Here is a 17,649-nt window from a genome sequence, read left to right as displayed (position 1 = left end):
GTACTCGTGGATAACGAGACCGAGAGCACCCGGTAGCCGAATAAAAGCGGTAATCGAGTCTCTTTCCGACCGAACCCAGGGATAAATAGAAGTAGAACACAATCCGTTCGCGACCGACGCCCGAAGAGACGCCGAACGGGGTTCGGTCGAGTGCGGGCCGTCGGAGTCGCGGGCGGGCGTAGCCGTATCCGAGCGTCCGCGCACCCGCTCGACCCACCCTCCGAGCAGGGATAGCTTTTCATCCGCGGTGCCGAACGGACGACTCGACGACCGTAGACATCTCCCATGAAGGATTTTCCGACGACACCGACCGCCGCGGACGCGCCCGCCGAGATGTTCGAGCGCGGGCATCTCTGGTTGCTCGAACTCGTCGACGGCGCTGGACTTCGGTTCCGACTCGGCGACGGCGGAGTCCTCCGCTTCGGTGACGAGACGCGCGTCTACGACGGCCCCGACGACGTCCCCGCGCCGTACCAGCACGCCGTCCGGCACGTTCGCGAGAACCTCGACCGCGAGTCGCTCCGGAACGCCGTCGCCGACCCGAAGAGCGTGGTCTTCTTCGGATGGTCGACCCAGCGACGGTCGACCGAGTACGACTGGGAGCGCATCCCCTCGTTTCTCGGCGTCGACGTCTGGTCGGCGTCGGCCGACGGGTTCCGGCCGCCCGACACCGCCGAGAAGATATTCGAGCGCCTCGGCCTCCGGCCGGTGAACGCCGTCGAACGAGAGCGGAACACCCGCGACTTCGACCCCGAGTCGTACGTCGTCCCGCGGTCGGCGTGGTACGACGGACCGGCCAAGGGCGTGCTGATTCGGAACAAACGCGGCGGGCGCGCTCGACTGCTGCACGCCGAGTTCCGCGAGCGAGACCCGAACCCGGTCAACGTCTCGGCCGAAGAGTTCGCACAGGAGTGTGCGACGCAACAGCGGTTCGAACGCGTCGCGGACCGAATCGAGGCGATGGGGTGGACCGTGACGGCGGACGTGCTGTACGACCGCGTGTACGAGGACGTGATGCGGGAGGAGCACCGGCGACTCGCGCACCGCGAGAGCGACGTGGACGTGGCGGCGTTCCGGTCGGAAATCGCCGCGCTGACGCGAGCGTTCGTCTCGTCGAGAGAGCGGTAGAACCGGAGAGGCGACGCCGGAGAACATAACCGGCGGTCGTGCACGCGGGCGTTACGGCGGTGACCCACGCGTCGGTCAGCACCGACCCTCCCGCCGAAACACCCCGAATCGAGACTTCTCTTCGGACGTATGTGTGATTAATTATTGGTTTATGCGCTCAATTATCAATAACATTTAAACGTGTATGATACGAGCTTCTCGCCCGGTATGGATCGAAAAGGCAGGACCGAGGGCGGGACCGAACGAGTATCACGGCGGCGATTTCTGACTACCGCCGGCGCGACCGGCGTCGCGATGGGGATGGCGGGCTGTTCGGGCGGAAGCGGCGGCAGCGGTGCGACGACGGGCGGCGGGGGAACGGCGAACTCGGAACCGGTGAAGTTCGTCTCGAACAACAACTCCCCCAAGTTCAAGGAGATGCTGAACGGGTTCGCCGACCAGTTCGAAGAGGAGCGGGGCATCCCGGTCGACATCGAGTTCACCGAAATCGGCGGCGACTACGGCCGCCGCGTCGCGCAGTTGATTCAGGGCGGGAATCCGCCGGATATCATCAACGCCGAGCAGTTCCGCATCGGCGCGTACGCGGTGCAAGGTATCCTCCGTCCGGTCGGAGACGTGATCAGCGCGGTCGAAGAGCAAGAGGAGGAGATACCGGACAACTTCAAGTTCAGCTACGAGGGCGAACCGCGACTCGTCCCGGCGGTGGCGTCGGTGACGAACAACTGGTACCGTTCGGACGTCTACGACGAACTCGGCGCGCCGGCGCCGACCACGTGGGAAAAAGAGCGCGAGGCCGCGCGGATGATCACCGAGGCCGACAACGACCTCCTCGGACTCGGCTACACGACGTCGGCGACGGTGTACGGGTCGTATCACGCCTGGTGTCGCCTCTGGGGCAACGACGCCCAGGTGGCGCGGCGGTCGGACGGCACCGTGCAGGTCGCACTCGACTCGGGGAGCAACCGCGAGCGAGTGCGGGAGGTCTTGGAGTACACGAAGGAGATGACCGAGTACTCCCCCACCGCCACGAACTGGGACTGGGGTGAGATATACGAGTCCTACACCGGCGGGACGACGGCGACGGCAGTCTACTCGGGCGGCCGCCCGAAGACGCAGTCCATCGCGCAGGACCGGCCGTGGGCGGAGTCGACCAAGCGGGTCTCGAACCCCTACAACGCCTCGAACCGGGACGCGCCGATGGGCAACTCCGCGGCGACCGGTTACGCCTTGGTTCAGGGCTCCGCCAATCCCGAGGGGGCGAAGGAGTTCGTCCAGTACATGGTGACCGGCGAACGACTCGTCGAGTACGCGCGCGCGCTTCGGTTCCACAACATCCCGATCTACGAAAGTTGGTACGAACCGGGGTCGCGGTACCGAGAAGGGTGGGACTACCTCAACGAGAACTTCTCCGAGGAGACGATTCAGGGCGAACGTGACGCCCTCTTCGGAGGCAACTCACAGCCGTTCACGGCCGAGACGGACCCGCCGAACCCGTACGCCGCGCCCGCGTTCACGTCGTTCCAACTCGGACAGATGTTCTACGACGTCACGCAGGGGAACACATCCGTCGAACAGGCGATAGACAACGCGGCCGAAGAACTCCGCAGCAGCACCGGGATGGAGTGAGACGAGGGATGTCTTCGGCAACTGACTACGTCAGCTCGCTCGTTCCGCGCAGGTGGACGCGTACGACGAACAGCTACCTCGGCGACCTCTTCGAGAACGAGTACGCCCTGCTCGTCGTCTGTCTGGGGCCGGCGCTCGCGCTGTTCTTCCTGGTCGCCATCCTCCCGATGGCGTGGGCGTTCAACCTCAGCCTCTACGAGGTGTCGACGCTGAACCCCGTCTGGACCTGGGTCGGTCCCGGCCGGTTCGTCGATATCCTGACCTCCAGCGGGTTCCAGAACGCGTTCGTCAGGAGCCTCGTCTTCGGCTTCGGCTCCGTCGCCATCCAACTCGTCCTCGGCGTCGGGTTGGCGCTCCTCGTCAACAAGGACTTCCGAGGGGACGTGCTCGCGCGAGCGCTCGCGCTCTTACCGTACATGGTGCCCGCCGTCGTCATCGGGATGGTCGGACAGTTCATGCTCAACGCGCAGTACGGCATCGTCAACCTCGCGCTCCTCCGGGTCGGCCTCCTCGACCAACCGGTCGCGTTCCTCGGCCTCCCGGAGACGGCGATGGCGACCATCATGGTCGTCGCCTCCTGGAAGTTCGCTGTGTTCGTCACGCTGCTGACGCTCGCGCGCCTGCAGTCCATCCCGGACCACTTCTACGAGGGCGCGACCATGTGCGGGGCGAACGCGTGGCAGAAGTTCCGCGACGTGACGCTGCCGCGCATCCAGAACGTCATCCTCATCGCTGCGCTGCTCCGGACGCTGTGGATGTTCAACAAGTTCGACATCATCTACATCATGACCCGCGGCGGGCCCGGACAGACCACCACGACGATACCGCTGCTCGCGTACGAGATCGCGTTCAACCAGTACGAACTCGGTCAGGCGGCGGCCATCGCGGCGCTGATGTTCGTGTTCCTCGCCCTCTGGTCGGTGCTGTACTTCCGAGTGGCGCGGCCGGAAGAGGAGGTGCGCGTCGCATGACGCAGATCGTCGGCACCTACCTCAGTTACCGGCAGGCGGCTCGAATCAAATCGATATCCTATCAGATCGTCGTCTGGGCGACGCTGCTCACGCTGATGGTGCCCATCATCTGGCTGGTCATCGGCGCCTTCAGCGGTCTGGAGGCGCTGCTGTCCGGGAACATCTCGCGTATCTTCTCCAGTATCACCTTAGAGCCGATCCGGCAGGTGTTCTTCGCGTCGAACTTCTTCACCTACTACCGGAACAGCCTGGTCGTCGCCGCCGGCGTCGTCGTCTTCACCGTCGTCGCGTCGACGCTCGCCGGGTACGGACTGACTCGCGTGCAGTTCCGGGGGAAGAAGTGGCTCGCGCGGCTCATCCTCTTCGGGTACATGTTCCCGCCGCTGCTGCTGTCGCTCCCCATGTACCAGATCTGGCGGGAACTGGGGCTGCTCAACTCCCTGTTCGGCCTCGTCATCGCCGAGGCGTCCGTGCCGCTCCCCTTCGGCATCTGGACGATGTGGCTGTTCTTCCAGACCGTCCCCCTCGACTACGAGGAGTCGGTCTGGATGGCCGGCGGGTCGCGCTGGCACTCGTTCAAGGACGTCGCGCTTCCGCAGGCGGCGCCGGGGATGATTGCGGTCGGTATCTTCGCGTTCCAGTCCGCCTGGAACAACTACACCTACCCGAAGGTGCTCATCTCCGAGGATGCGCTCCGACCGCTCACCACCGGTATCACGCAGTACGCCGTGCAGAACTACGTGTTCTGGAATCAGGTGATGGCTATCGCGTTCACGATCGTCATCCCGGCGTTCCTCATGGTGTACTTCCTTCAGAAGTACCTGCTCGAAGGGTACAAAGCGACCGCGTAACGCGACGAGACAGACTGATCCAAAATGACAAACATACAAGTAGAAGAACTCCGGAAGGAGTTCAGCGGCGAATCGGGCACAATCACAGCGGTCGACGACGTGTCGTTCACGGTCGAGGACGGCGAGTTCGTCTGCATCGTCGGTCCGTCCGGGTGCGGGAAGACGACGCTGCTCCGCTGTATCGCGGGGTTGGAGACGCCGACCAGCGGGAGTATCCAACTGGGCGGCGAAGAGGTCGCCGACGTCCCGCCGCAGCACCGGAACCTCGCGTTCGTGTTTCAGGATATCACCCTCTACCCGCACATGAAGGTGTGGCAGAACATCTCGTACCCGCTCAAACTGAGCGGCCACTCGAAGGAAGAACGGTACGAGGAGGCACAGGAGGTAGCCGAGACGATTCAGATCGGTGAGCTTCTGGACAAGTATCCGGGAGACCTCTCCGGGGGCCAACAGCAGCGAGTCGCAATCGGGCGGTCCATCATCCGCTCTCCGAGGGCGTACCTCTTGGACGAACCGATGAGCGACCTCGACGCGAAGCTAAAAAAGGAGATGCGCGTCGAACTGCAGCAGATTCAGCGAGAGGTCGGCGGGACGATGACGTACGTCACCCACGACCAAGAGGAGGCGATGACGCTCTCGGACCGAATGCTCGTCATGGACGAGGGCGAGATACAGCAGTACGGCTCCCCCCACGCGGTGTATCACGAACCAAACAACACGTTCGTCGCGCAGTTCATCGGGTCGCCCGAGATCAATCTCCTGCCGGCGACCTGTCCGAACGGGGACGGCCGGACCGTGGAAGTAGAGGAGAGCGGATGGAGAATCGGAACCGGTATCGACGAAGAAGTCCCCGAGAAGGTGATGGTCGGGTTCCGCCCGCGTCACACGACCGTCCACCGGGACGGTTCCGGAGAACTCGACGGGGAGATATCCCTCGTCGAGTCGGTCGGCGACGAGGGAATCGTCTACGTCGACAGCGAAGTCGGAGAGCTCCGCAGCGTGGTCGAAATCGAGGAAAAGCCGGTCAGAGAGGGCGATGCGGTCAGTATCGACGTCAATCGAACGTACCTCTTCGACCGAGAGGACGGGACGCTGCTGACGCACGACGCCGACCTCAAATCGCGGAACGAGACCCGGGTCACATCGTAGCGTCGGGTCTCGGAGAAGCGAAGGAGACGAACGCGGGGTGAGACAGGGTCGGCCGCAGTGGGTCCGCCGCATCGGAGCGAGTCGCGAACCGAAATCCGCCGTCCCGGCCGGTCTTTCTCCTAACGATTCCGCTCTCGCTCGAAGAGAAAGCGACATCGGTGCGGACGGGGTGACCCGGCGTTGCGTCGCTGATGCGAGTGCTCGTCGAATCGACGGACAATTAGAAGTCAACAGAGCAGATGTTACCGTAATAATACTTGTCGTCGAATCCTCCGTTATTATCCGCCTATCGAGGCCGTCACCGGGGTTTCCGACGGCGGATGTGACCGAGGCAGATACCGCACCGATAACCACGAATCGGCGTCGCGAGACGGTCAAGGGCGCGAACAGCGGAGATGTTAGCGACCGATTTCGTCCCCATCAGTCGAATCCTATCGAACCGCTGCAGGGTCAGGGAATCGCTTCCGGCGACTCAATCGTCCGTTAGACGCCGCGAGAAGCCACCTAACTGACGTATAACTATCCTTCAAAAGTAATGAATATGCTGAGTAAGAACTAATCTATGAGACGATTACGAGCGACCGACGTCGAGGGGGACCCCGCGGGACCGACTGCCACCCGACGTACCGTGCTGAAGGCCCTCGGAGTCAGCGCGGGACTGGCGGGATTCGGCACATCGACCGGGGTGGCCCAGAGCGAGGAGTCGTGGTCGATCGTCGCCCTGCCCGACACGCAGTTTTACGCCGAGGACACGTCGGAATATCCTGCCGAGATGACGCAGTGGATCGCCGACAATCGCGAGAGCGAGAACATCGCCTTCGTGAGCCACGTCGGCGACGTGGTCGAGAACGCAAGCGAAATCGAAGAGTGGGAGCACATGGACGGAGCCATGTCGACGCTCGACGGCGTCGTCCCCTACTCGACCGTCCCCGGCAACCACGACTGGGAGACCGTCGGAAAGCGGAGTTCATCGGTCGACAACTACGTCCGGTACTTCGGACCCTCGCGTCACGAGGGACGGGACTACTTCGGCGGCGCGGGCCCTGGGGACAACGAACTCAACAGCTACCAACTGTTCTCCGCGGGCGGCTACGACTTCCTCCATCTCGCCTTGGAGTGGGAACCGCGGGGGGACGTGGACGACCCCTCCACGCCCCTCGGATGGGCGCAGGAAGTGCTGGAAGAGTACTCCGACCGGCCGACCATCGTCACCACGCACTCGTACCTCCGGACCGACCCCGTCGTCCGACTCCGATCCGTCCAGGAGGAAGAGGAGGACGGAAACACGGGTCGGACCGTCTGGAAAGAGCTCATCAAACCGAACGCGCAGGTGTTCATGGTCCTCTGCGGCCACTGGTACAGAGGCGGCGGCGAGGCCCGAAAGGTGTCGATGAACGACGCCAGCGAGGAGGTCTACCAGATGCTCGCGAACTATCAGCAGAGAGACGAGGGGGGACACGGACTCTTCCGTCAGATCCAGTTCCGACCCGACGAGGGCGGCAGCGACGACGCCCCCGACCGAATCCACGTTCGGACGTACTCGCCGGTCACCGGAGCCGAAACGGACGCTAACAGCGAGTTCGATTTCGACCTCGACTTCGACGCTCGCTTCGCCGAACCCAAGGAGCCGACGAGCACCGCGTTCCAACAGGGCGTCGACGGCTACGGCGGTACGGTCGACACCACCCTCTACGAGTCCGACCCGACGACGACGTACGGAGACGAGGAGACGATGGCGGTGGATAGCGACGAACCGTCCGACTCCGGAGAGGCCGCGCAGGCACTCCTCCGGTTCGACGGTATCGTCGGCGACGGCGAGCGACAGATACCGCCGGGATCGACCGTCGACACCGCCACGCTGGCTCTCGAATGCGTGAACGACGGCGACGGAGCGACGCTTCACCAGATGCGCACCGGTTGGGACGGCGGCGACACGTGGACCTCGGTCGGCGGCGGTATCCAAACGAACGACTCCGACGCGGCGTCCGACCCCGTCGTCGGGACCAGCGCTGTCGCAGTGGGGACGTTCACCGTCGACGTGACCGCGAGCGTGCAGGCGTGGGTCGACGGCGAACGGAACCTCGGGTGGGTGTTCTCTCCCACCGGAAAGGACGGCTTCGACCTCGCAACGGCGGAGAGCGACACTCCACCCCGTCTCACCGTCCGGTACACCCCGTCCAACGGGGGCGACGACGGTGGCACCGTAACGGGCGACGCCGACGGCGACGGCGACGTGGACGGTGACGACGTCGATGCAATCCAGCGCTCGGTGGCCGGGAAGGACGTCGACATCGACGCCGACGCGGCGGACGTGGACGGCGACGGCGACGTGGATATCGCCGATGCGATCGGTGCGAGAAACATCAGCGAGGGCCAGCAGTGAGCGACCGAACCAACGTGTTGGCCGTCTGCGCCCTGCTGATGGCGATCGCAACCGTCTCCGTCGGGGCGGTCATGGTGACAGAATCGACAGCCTCGGCGACGACGACAGCGATCAGCGTCGGAGAGGAAACGGCGACGTCGCCGGACGACGCTCTCACCGCGGAACCCGGCGAGACCATTACGGTGACCGTATGGGCGAACGCGTCGGCGGTGACCGGCTACCAGACGAGGCTCGGCTTCGACCCCGACGTCGTGCGGGTCGACGAGGTAGCGGGGAGCGACGACTTCGCCGCCCCGGTCTCGAATGTGGACAACGAGAGCGGTAGCGTCGTGTTCAATCAGGCCCGCCCTTCGGAGATGGACGATCCCGTCTTAGTCGAAATCACGCTGACGGTGGTCGGAGAAGCAGGCGAGAGCACCGCGCTCTCGTTCGACCGGTCGGAGACGAAGTTCGTCACCGACGGCGGGCAAGCGTTCACTCCGGAGACGTACGGCAACGTAACCCTGAGCGTCGAGTAGCCGTAGACGGAAACGCTCACCGAGGACGGCGCCACCGCGACTGGCGGGACCAAGCCCGAATTCGGGTTCCTCGTCACGTTCGCGGCTGTGACCCTTCTGGTCGGCTGACGCGCCGTCAGTCGCGACGGCGATAGAGCGCTTTCCCTCTCCGGCCTCCCTTCTCCCTTTCTTTTCGACGGCCGCGCTCGATACCGACCTCTGCGCCGATAGTATCTCGGCTCGCCTACATCGAAGTAGTTATACTAATTTAGGCAGGCCTAAATAATATGCACGAAGAGCGGACTGGTCAAGACGGCCCGACGAGGCGGCGGTACCTCCGCCTCGGCGGTGCGGTCGTCGCCGGGTCACTATTGGCAGGATGTACGGGCGGGAGCGACGCGGGGTCGACAGCGGAGTCGGCGACGGACACCGCGACGACGGCCCCGGGAACCGAAACCGATTCGAACGCGAGCGAGAGCGAATCCGAATCGACCGCGGTGGGCGACTCGTACTCGGTGACGATGGCGCCGATGGGCGAAGTCGCGTTCGACGCCGTCCCCGAGACCGTCTTCACGCGCCTGACGCACTTAGCCGGGATGGCGTTCGCGCTCGGCCGCGGGAACGACGTGAACGCGATGCACGCACCCGATTACTACGACGGCGTGTGGAACCAGTTCACGCCGCGGCTCGACAGCGTCGAACTCGACTGGAGCGGGCTGTACTCCTCGTGGACGCCGAGCAAGGAGAAACTCTACGAACTCGATTCGGACGTCCACCTCGCGGACCCGGCGAGCGTCTTCGCCGAGGACAACTGGGGGATGGACGACATCGAGGAGATAGCCGGGAACGTCGCCCCGTGGTTCGGTAACGCCTACAGCGCGAGACGTCAGGAACCGCCGAAGGAGTGGGCCGACCGCTACGAGTACTACGGCCTCTGGGAGATGTTCGAGAAGGTGGCGCAGGTGTTCGACGCGAAGGCACAGTACGACGCGCTGGCGGACGTACACTCGGGTCTTCTGGATACCATCGAGTCGGACCTCCCCCCCGAGGGCGAGCGGCCGTCGGTCGTGATGGCCATGCCGAACGACTTCGAACAGATATACGTGTACAAGGTGACGAATCCGGGAACCCTCACGGCGCACACGCGGCCGCTGAAGCCCGTGGAGGCGCTCAGCGACGACGTCTCCTCCGGCGACGCCATCGACATCGAGGGGCTGTTGGAGGCCGACCCGGACGTCATCCTCGGCAACGGCGGGATGGCCCCCGGTACCGACATGGCGCAAGTACGGCGGACCCTCGAAGACGACCCCGTCGCGAGTCAGCTCTCGGCGGTGCGGAACGGTCGCGTGTACGCGCAGGCCGCGCGCTACCAGGGACCGATTCTCAACCTCTTCCAACTGGAGATGACGGCCAAACAGCTATACCCCGACCGATTCGGCGAGTGGCCGACGTACGCCGAGGGACCGTATCCCGAACTCCCCGAGGACGAGCGACTGTTCGACCGCCGGCGGGTCGCGGACGCCATCAACGGCGACGTCTGAGACGCGGGACGCGGGCGACAGCGGTGACGCGGGCGAACGTGAGCGATGACACCCGCGAACCGAGACGCGACGCCGCCACCATCACTCCGACCGCGGACCGGGCGTCGAACGGTGCTCGCTCGGGGTCGAAACGTCCCGTCCGTCGACCTCCCGGACGCGGTAGCCGCGCCTCGCGGCGTGAGAGAGGATTGCGAGACCGACGTCGGACGCCTCGTCGACGGACTCGTCCGCCGCCAGGGTCTCCAACGCCCGACGGTCGTAGACGTGAAGACCGCTCCGAAACCGCCCGACGAGCGGGTGGAGTCGAACGGCGCCGAGGCGGGCGAGCGTGCGGCGGTTCGCTATCCACTTTCGGGTCGAACCGAGCGGGTTGACGCCGGATCGGGCGTCTCCGTCGGACTGGCGTCCGACCGTAATCTCGGCGTCGGCCCGTCTGTGGTCTTCGAGGAGTCGCGGGAGGTCGCCGACGTCGTACCGCTCGCCCACCTCGACGACGGCGAGGGCGTCGGCGCCGCGTTCGACGGCCGTCCGGAACAGCGAGCGGAACGTCGCGCCGGGCCCCCGGTCGCCGTCGTCCCACCGAACCGTCGCCCCGGTCGCGGCGGCTTTGTTAGCCGTTCCGTCGATGTTTCCTGTAGCGACGACGATGACCTCGTCGGCGAACAGTCGCGCGGCGGCGACGGCGTCGCCGATGCGGTCGCCCTCGCCGCGAGTCAGGAGAGCGACGGCCAGCGACGTCGGGTCGTCTCGCGCGTCGGCGTCGTCCTCGTAGCGCGCCTCGACCGAGCACTCGCCCGCTCGTCGGAAGTCCGCGAGCGAGCGGTCGAAGTCGATCCGACGGTCGGGCGACCCCTGAAAGACGAGACCGGGGAGCGACCGCGCTTGCGCCGCCGCCGAGAGGGCGCGCCGGAGGTCGCCGTCGTCCTCCGTACTCGGCAGCGAAACGCGCGTCGCGCCGAACCGCTCACAGAGGCGGAGCGCTTCCACGTCGGCGTCGCCTCGGTCACCGAGGAGGACGACGAAGCCGCGCGTCAGCGCCCGAAGCGCGGTACGGACGAGCGCGTCGCCGTTCGACGCCGTTGCGACGATGCCGACGGCCGGCCGGTCGTCGCCGACCTCCTCATCGACCGTCGAGCGGTCGTCACCGTCCCCGTGAACGGCCGATAGCGTCCGTATCAGATTCACGTCCGGGGTCGAGTCGAACCGGTCGACGTCAGCCACCGGAGCGTGAAACGAGAGCGAGATTCGGGTCACCGGGTCGTGCCCGACTTCGGCGTACAGCTCTAAACCCCGCTCGGAGAATTCGTAGTAGTGTACGTCGCCGCGGAACCGAGCGACGCGCTCGTCCGCCGGAATCGCGTCGACCACGCGCACGGCGACGGGTGTCTCCCGTTCGACCGCGAGTTCGTACTCGACGACCACCTCTTCGTCCGTCCGCGAGACCGATTTCTGTACCGAAACGGAGTCGCCGTCGGTCTTACGTTCTTCGTTCCCACCGAACTCTACCACCGTCTGTCGCGTGAACACGTGCATCGAGTTTCACTCCCAATAGCGGGCTTCCCACAACCCGCTGATTGTCCCTTTCGACGCGGACCCCGGCACCCCGTCCCGGCGTCGCGCCGCATCTTCGTGGTCCTGTTGCTCGTCCATCAGTATAGTTTTGATCAGCGTATCCCGACGCGACGGCTCTTAACGGGACCTTCAGAGGTGAGAGGACGCCAAACCAGTTCGGATAGCGTACCACCGAATCAGGCGGCGTTCGCGCGCATCGACCGGTTACTCACCGGTATGGAGTCGATACCGCGTCGGCGCTGAACCGTCTCCCCCGGTCAATTTCTAGTTAACCGTGAACAATTAGCGTGATTGGTCGACTAGACGGTAAGCGCCGCACGCGCATCGGGTTCGCCGCCGAGACGGGCGACCACCGTGGTGAAATGAAATCAGGCGGGAGACGCGTGAGTACGGTAACGGTCGAAAGCTACAGGGTGTTCGACGTCGAACGCCGACTCGCGTGACCGGCCGCCGGTGCGACGACGTCCGCGACTACCATGTACGAAGACATACTTATCCCATACGACGGAAGTGCAGAGGCCGAGATGGCCGCGAGACACGGTATCGAACTCGCGGCGGAACTAGGGGCGACGGTCCACGGTCTCTACGTCATCGACCTCCCCGGTGTCCCCCGAGCGCTCTCGCTGCGGGACGACGAGGAGGAACTTCGATCCGAGTACAAAGAGTACGGCGAGAAAGTGCTCGACGAACTGTGCGGCATCGCCGCCGAGTACGGCGTGGACTGCGAGACAGCGATGCGGAGCGGATCGGTCAGCGAGCGCATCGTCGACTTCGCCGACGAGGAGAGGATGGACGCCATCGTGATGGGGTCGGCCTACCGCGGGAGAATCGGTACGCTCCTCGGCGGAACGACGGACAAGGTGGTGCGAACCGCGACCGTTCCGGTCATCACCGAGCGGATGAAAGCCGACAACCTCTAACCGGAGCGCCGCCGGGCGGGGCGTCCGAACGGGGCGACTCAGTCGTCGAGGAGGTACGTCTCCCGGAAGTAGATTATCAGACTCGCGCCGAGAAAGCAGAACGCCGCCGCTCGCAGGTCGCCGCTCGCCATCAACGCCAGTGCGGCGGCGAACAGGAGGACGACGAGCGCGGCCGCGGCCGTCGGCAGGAGTTCCGGCATCGTCTCGAACTCGTCGCCCCGTCACTTGTAGACGGGGGACTCCTCGCGGCGGTGTTCGGCCGTGTCGAGTCGGTCGCGGTCGACCCATGCGTAGACGTGAGGAGCGTCCAGTAGGTAGCTTCCAGTACGTAGCTAGCTCACGAGCGACGCATCCGTCGAGACCGAGGCGTCGGTGGATAGGACGGCCGCGCGCCGAACGAGGGTGAGAACGGAGGGAGGACGAGGACCGACGGGAGAGACCGGAACGGGGACTGACAGCGTCGGGGTCGAACTCAGTCCGACCCTTCGGCGTCCTTGGTCCCCTTGACGTCGGTGACGACGTCCCGCCGCGAGGTTTCCACGTCGAACTCGTCGCCGTCGGTCATGTCCTCGATGCGCTCGGCGAACTGCTCGGACTGGAGGAGTTCGTACTCGTTGTCCAACCCGAGATACACCGTGTAGCACATCAACACGAGGATGACGGCGAACGGGAAGCCCGTGGCGATGGCGGCGGTCTGGAGAGCGTTGAGGCCGCCGCCCCACAGGAGGACCGCGGCGACGCCGCCCTCGGTGACGGCCCAGAAGATGCGCTGGGCCTTCGGCACGTCGTGCTTCCCGCCCGAGGTCAGGTGGTCGATGACCAGCGACCCCGAGTCCGAGGAGGTGACGAAGAACGTGATGACGAGCAGCGTCGCCAGCAGTCCGGAGATGGCACCCAGCGGGAACTGGTTGAGCATGCCGAACATGGCGAACGTCTGTCCCGACTCGTTGTATATCGCCATCGCGGCGCCGTTCCCCTGCAGGGAGTTGAACAGCGCGCTCCCGCCGAACGCCGAGAGCCAGATGGTCGAGAACAGCGACGGCAGCACCAGCACGCCGACGACGAACTCTCTGACCGTCCGCCCCTTCGAGATGCGCGCGATGAACATGCCGACGAACGGCGACCACGCGATCCACCACGCCCAGTAGAACACCGTCCAGGCGGACACCGTCTCGCTCCCCGGCCCCATCGTTCCCGTGAAGAACGACAGGGCGGGGAGGTTGCTGAAGTAGGTGCCGAGCCCCTGCATCCAGGCGCTGAAGATGAACACGCTGGGCCCGACGACGATCATGAACAGGAGTAGGGTGAACATCAGATAGAGGTTCACCGTGCTCAGTTTCTTCACGCCGGCGTCGAGGCCAGCCGCGACGGACAGCGTCGCGATGGCGGTGATGCCGGCGATGAGGAGTATCTGCGGGACGGTTCCCACCGGCACGCTAACGAGCCCCAAGATGTCGCCGAAGACGTACGAGAGGCCGCTGTTGACCTGGCTGACGCCGAGACCGAGCGACGTCGAGAGACCGAACAGCGTGGCGAAGACGGTCACGAGGTCGATAGCGTGCCCGATGGGACCGTAGATGCGGTCGCCGAGCAGCGGCCAGAAGATAGAGCGGAAGGTGAGGGGGAGCCCCCGGTTGAACGAGAAGAACGCCAATCCGAGGCCGACGAGGCCGTAGATGGCCCACGGATGGAAGCCCCAGTGGAAGAACGTCTGCGCGAGGGCGGCCGCCCCCGCGCCGCCACTACCCGACTGCGCCTCGAAGAAGCCCGGGACGTTAGAGAAGTAGTACAGCGGTTCGGAGACGCTGTAGAACATGAGCCCGATGCCCATGCCGGCGCTGAACAGCATCGCCATCCACGAGAAGTCGCTGAACTCCTTTTCGGCCTCGACGCCGCCGAGGCGAATCGTCCCGTACTTGCTGAACGCGAAGTACGCGAGCGTCACGATGAAGATGTTCACCGCGAGGAGGAAGAACCACCCGAAGGTGCCCTCGAAGAAGCCTCGGATGGCGCCGTACGCCCCGGCCGCCGTCATCAGCGTTCCGTCGGCGGTCCGCAACCCGACGAGCGACGCGAAGTCCTGGAAGAACACCGTCAGTACGACGAACGTCGCGATGATAACCAACGCGACCGGGAAGACGACTGGGTGAACGTCGAACCCGAATTTTTGGATGTTCGTGTCACCCGGTTCGCGATCCGACTCCGGGTGGAACAGTTCGACCTGAAGACCGTCGGACATCTCGCCAGTTGAATCGTCACTACTCGCCATGCGGTACTCTCTCCGTTCGGTATCGTCCGTATTCGCGTGCGTTCATGTTCTAGTTTCCGTCGTTTCGAGGCGGTTATCGCTCGATGGTCGACGTCGATGGGCCAGCGGTCGAGTCGTGTGGACGAACCGCGGCCGGGCCGACCCGGAAAACGGCGCCGAGGCGGCGACGAACGAGGCGGATTCCCCTCGACTCGAACCGGTTCGGTTACCGTGTCTGCCGTTGGTACCCTGTGAATTCATGCATCGTGTCCCAGCGTTATATCAGATTGGGCCACCCCAACCGGTCGCGTGCGTAAACGACCGGTGACACACATCCAATCGTGCTACCATTGGTCACGATTGTTCGACCCACGGTCCGTGATACCGTCCTGGCAGATAAAGATACACGTTGAGTCGCGGCGGTCTTTTTACCAAAACGTTCATCCCACGATTTCGAACGTTCGATTCGCGGACGGACGACGGTCAAACCCGTCGCCTCCGGGGCTGCCGCCACTCGCGCGATTGTGAGAAAAAGTGCAAGCGGAGGGCGACGCCCGAGACGTTCGAGGGCGACGGCGACAGCGAGAAGCGAGTCGACTGGGTGAGCGTCCGCCCATCGCGCGCTGTCCGAGTGCTGGCGTCGTATCGATAGTGTTCGCTCATCCGAACTCTTTTGACTGACTAGTCAGTAAGTCAGATACCACCGAGATGAACGACGAACTACCGACGGGAACTTCGAGGCCGACGCGCGACCGACGCCGGGGTCGCGCGGTCCTCGACCGCCGCGACGTCGCAGTCGAATCGGGCCGGAACGGGTCGGACGCGGGCGGAGAGGTGACGCGCTGATGGGACTCGCGGACCGCCTCGGCTCGCTGTTCAAGGGGCGCGAGGAGTTCGACCTCACCGAGGGCGGAATCGCCCGCCCGCTGTTCTACCTCTCGTTACCCATCGTCGTCACCAACCTGTTCCAGACGGCGTACAACCTCGCGGACACGTTCTGGCTCGGTCAGTACAGTACGGACGCGCTGGCGGCTATCAGTTTCGCGTTTCCGATGGTGTTCCTGCTCATCTCCTTGGGCATGGGACTCTCCGTCGCCGGCAGCGTCCTCGTCGCCCAGCACACGGGGTCCGGCGAACCGGAGCAGGCGGAGTACGCCGCCTCGCAGACGCTCGTGTTCGCGCTCATCACATCGGCCGTCCTCGGAGTGATCGGGTATCTCTCCGTCGAGCGAGTGCTCGGACTGCTCGGCGCCTCGCCCGACGTTCTCCCCGGGGCGACGGCGTACATGGAGGTCGTCTCGCTCGGCATACCCTTCATGTTCGGATTCTTCGTCTTCGTCTCGCTGATGCGAGGGTACGGCGATACCATCACGCCGATGCTCGTCATGTTCGGGTCTGTCGTCGTCAACATCGTCATCGACCCCTTCCTCATCAACGGGTGGTGGCGGTTCCCCGAGATGGGAATCGAAGGGGCCGCTGTGGCGACCATCTTCTCCCGCGGACTGGCGGCGGCCGTCGGCATCGCGATCATGCTCCGGGGCGACCGCGGCGTCACCGTCCACCTCGACCAGATGGTCCCGGACTTCACCTACGCCCGTCGGCTGGTCGAAATCGGCGCGCCGGCCTCCGTCGGCGGGATGGGGCGGGCGCTGTCGATAAACGCCCTTCTCGTCATCGTGGGGACGTTCTCTTCGACCGTGGTCGCCGGCTACGGTATCGGGACGCGGATGTTCTCCGTCGTCTTCCTGCCCGCCATCGCGTTCGCGCGCGGCGTCGAGACGATGACGGGACAGAACATCGGCGCGGGCAAGGAGGACCGCGCCGCGCGGACGAACGACTTGGCGGCGAAGGTGCTGTTCGGACTCCTGACGCTCGCGGGCGTCGTCGTCTTCCTCGCCGCCGAACCGATCACGGCCGTGTTCACGAACGACCCCGCGGTCGTCGACGTGGGGGCGACGTTCCTCCGCTACGTCGCGCCGACGTTCGGCTTCATCGGTATCATGCGCGCGTACGCGGGCGGGTTCCGCGGCGCTGGTAAGACGATAATCGCCGCCACCATCGCCATCCTCACGCAGGGCGTCGTCCGCATCCCCATCGCGTGGTTCGCGTCCCGAAGCCTCGGTTCGTCCGGCATCTGGCTCGCGTTCGCCGTCTCGAACGCGGTCGGCGCGACCATCGCCTACCTCTGGTTCCGGCGCGGGACGTGGCGGCAGGCGGACCTCACCGGGTCGGCCGTCGACGGCGGGGAGCGTCCGCGGGGGGACGCCCCCACGGACGACTGACGGCGCCGCAGACGGCTACGGAACGTCCATCCCCGACCCCGTCGACGAGGGAATGAAGTAGACCTCGAAGTCCGCTTTCGAGCGCGTCGCACCGACCGAAGTATGATGGGAGAGACATTCGCGTTCGGAGGACGGCGAAGCGCACGGGGTTGCGACGAGCGGTCGTCGTTTCCTCGCCACTCGGCCGTCCGCGGCGGAGACGAAGGTATCACGACCGGACCACCGCGGACCGGGAGCTATAGTAGCGTCTGCAAGTCATCACACACTCGACCGCACGACTGCGTGCGGTCGGATGAGTACACAGTTGCAGACGCTACTATAGTAGTCGCAAAACACGGCAGGTAGAACTACGTCGAGACGTCCGACCGCCGTCCGGGTTCCGAGAAACAGAGCGTGGACGCGCGAGTTCGTGCTGCCGAAACCGGACGGTTCGGAAAGTCGAACGGACGGGCATCCGGCCCGACGGTCGTTCGGACGGGTT

At 65.0% G+C, this 17,649-nt stretch carries 14 protein-coding genes; 11 read left to right on the top strand and 3 right to left on the bottom strand.

Annotated features, from left to right (window positions below; translation table 11 throughout):
* Positions 1–285 precede the first annotated feature (285 nt).
* The 8 genes from NDI76_RS15380 to NDI76_RS15345 all read left to right on the top strand — a co-directional run bounded on the left by NDI76_RS15380 (position 286) and on the right by NDI76_RS15345 (position 10,146).
* Positions 286–1,128: a hypothetical protein gene (locus NDI76_RS15380; RefSeq protein ID WP_310925013.1), complete on the top strand. Its 843-nt coding sequence runs from the start codon at positions 286–288 to the stop codon at positions 1,126–1,128.
* Positions 1,129–1,335: 207 nt separating this feature from the next.
* Positions 1,336–2,754: an ABC transporter substrate-binding protein gene (locus tag NDI76_RS15375; protein WP_310925012.1), complete on the top strand. Its 1,419-nt coding sequence runs from the start codon at positions 1,336–1,338 to the stop codon at positions 2,752–2,754.
* Between the two features lie 8 nt (positions 2,755–2,762).
* The gene (locus tag NDI76_RS15370; RefSeq protein ID WP_310925011.1) at positions 2,763–3,725 is read left to right on the top strand and encodes a carbohydrate ABC transporter permease; all 963 of its coding nucleotides are present in this window, start codon (positions 2,763–2,765) and stop codon (positions 3,723–3,725) included.
* Positions 3,722–4,576: a carbohydrate ABC transporter permease gene (locus NDI76_RS15365; protein ID WP_310925010.1), complete on the top strand. Its 855-nt coding sequence runs from the start codon at positions 3,722–3,724 to the stop codon at positions 4,574–4,576. The genes NDI76_RS15370 and NDI76_RS15365 overlap by 4 nt, the downstream gene beginning before the upstream one ends.
* Before the next feature lie 24 nt (positions 4,577–4,600).
* A complete protein-coding gene (locus tag NDI76_RS15360) occupies positions 4,601–5,725 on the top strand; it encodes an ABC transporter ATP-binding protein (RefSeq protein ID WP_310925009.1) in 1,125 nt (374 codons plus the stop codon).
* 562 nt (positions 5,726–6,287) lie between these two features.
* On the top strand, positions 6,288–8,108 hold the full coding sequence (locus NDI76_RS15355; protein WP_310925008.1) for a DNRLRE domain-containing protein: 1,821 nt from the start codon (positions 6,288–6,290) through the stop codon (positions 8,106–8,108).
* Positions 8,105–8,626: a cohesin domain-containing protein gene (locus NDI76_RS15350; RefSeq protein ID WP_310925007.1), complete on the top strand. Its 522-nt coding sequence runs from the start codon at positions 8,105–8,107 to the stop codon at positions 8,624–8,626. Before NDI76_RS15355 ends, NDI76_RS15350 begins: the two co-directional genes overlap by 4 nt.
* A 266-nt stretch (positions 8,627–8,892) precedes the next feature.
* Positions 8,893–10,146, top strand: a complete 1,254-nt coding sequence (locus NDI76_RS15345; protein ID WP_310925006.1) for an ABC transporter substrate-binding protein — start codon at positions 8,893–8,895, stop codon at positions 10,144–10,146.
* 81 nt (positions 10,147–10,227) lie between these two features.
* On the opposite strand, the gene NDI76_RS15340 is transcribed toward NDI76_RS15345, so the two are convergent.
* Positions 10,228–11,679: a hypothetical protein gene (locus NDI76_RS15340; RefSeq protein WP_310925005.1), complete on the bottom strand. Its 1,452-nt coding sequence runs from the start codon at positions 11,677–11,679 to the stop codon at positions 10,228–10,230.
* A 515-nt stretch (positions 11,680–12,194) separates the two neighbouring features.
* Between NDI76_RS15340 and NDI76_RS15335 the strand changes: the two genes are divergently transcribed.
* Positions 12,195–12,638 (top strand): universal stress protein, encoded by a 444-nt coding sequence (locus tag NDI76_RS15335; protein ID WP_310925004.1) that lies wholly within the window; start codon positions 12,195–12,197, stop codon positions 12,636–12,638.
* A 38-nt stretch (positions 12,639–12,676) separates the two neighbouring features.
* Here the strand turns inward: NDI76_RS15335 and NDI76_RS15330 are convergent, their stop codons facing one another.
* Both NDI76_RS15330 and NDI76_RS15325 read right to left on the bottom strand, forming a co-directional pair.
* Positions 12,677–12,838, bottom strand: coding sequence for a hypothetical protein (locus NDI76_RS15330; protein ID WP_310925003.1), 162 nt, complete (start codon positions 12,836–12,838; stop codon positions 12,677–12,679).
* Positions 12,839–13,110: 272 nt separating this feature from the next.
* A complete protein-coding gene (locus tag NDI76_RS15325; RefSeq protein ID WP_310925002.1) occupies positions 13,111–14,907 on the bottom strand; it encodes a BCCT family transporter in 1,797 nt (598 codons plus the stop codon).
* Between the two features lie 687 nt (positions 14,908–15,594).
* Between NDI76_RS15325 and NDI76_RS15320 the strand changes: the two genes are divergently transcribed.
* Positions 15,595–15,732, top strand: a complete 138-nt coding sequence (locus tag NDI76_RS15320) for a hypothetical protein (RefSeq protein WP_310925001.1) — start codon at positions 15,595–15,597, stop codon at positions 15,730–15,732.
* Positions 15,732–17,168 carry an MATE family efflux transporter gene (locus NDI76_RS15315; RefSeq protein WP_310925000.1) on the top strand — a complete coding sequence of 479 codons (1,437 nt, stop codon included), beginning with the start codon at positions 15,732–15,734 and terminating at the stop codon, positions 17,166–17,168. The genes NDI76_RS15320 and NDI76_RS15315 overlap by 1 nt, the downstream gene beginning before the upstream one ends.
* Positions 17,169–17,649 lie beyond the last annotated feature (481 nt).

This window comes from Halogeometricum sp. S1BR25-6, from assembly GCF_031624495.1.
GTDB lineage: Archaea > Halobacteriota > Halobacteria > Halobacteriales > Haloferacaceae > Halogeometricum > Halogeometricum salsisoli.
The sequence above is the reverse complement of the archived record's forward strand: the minus strand, read 5'-3'. Positions and strand labels throughout refer to the sequence as shown.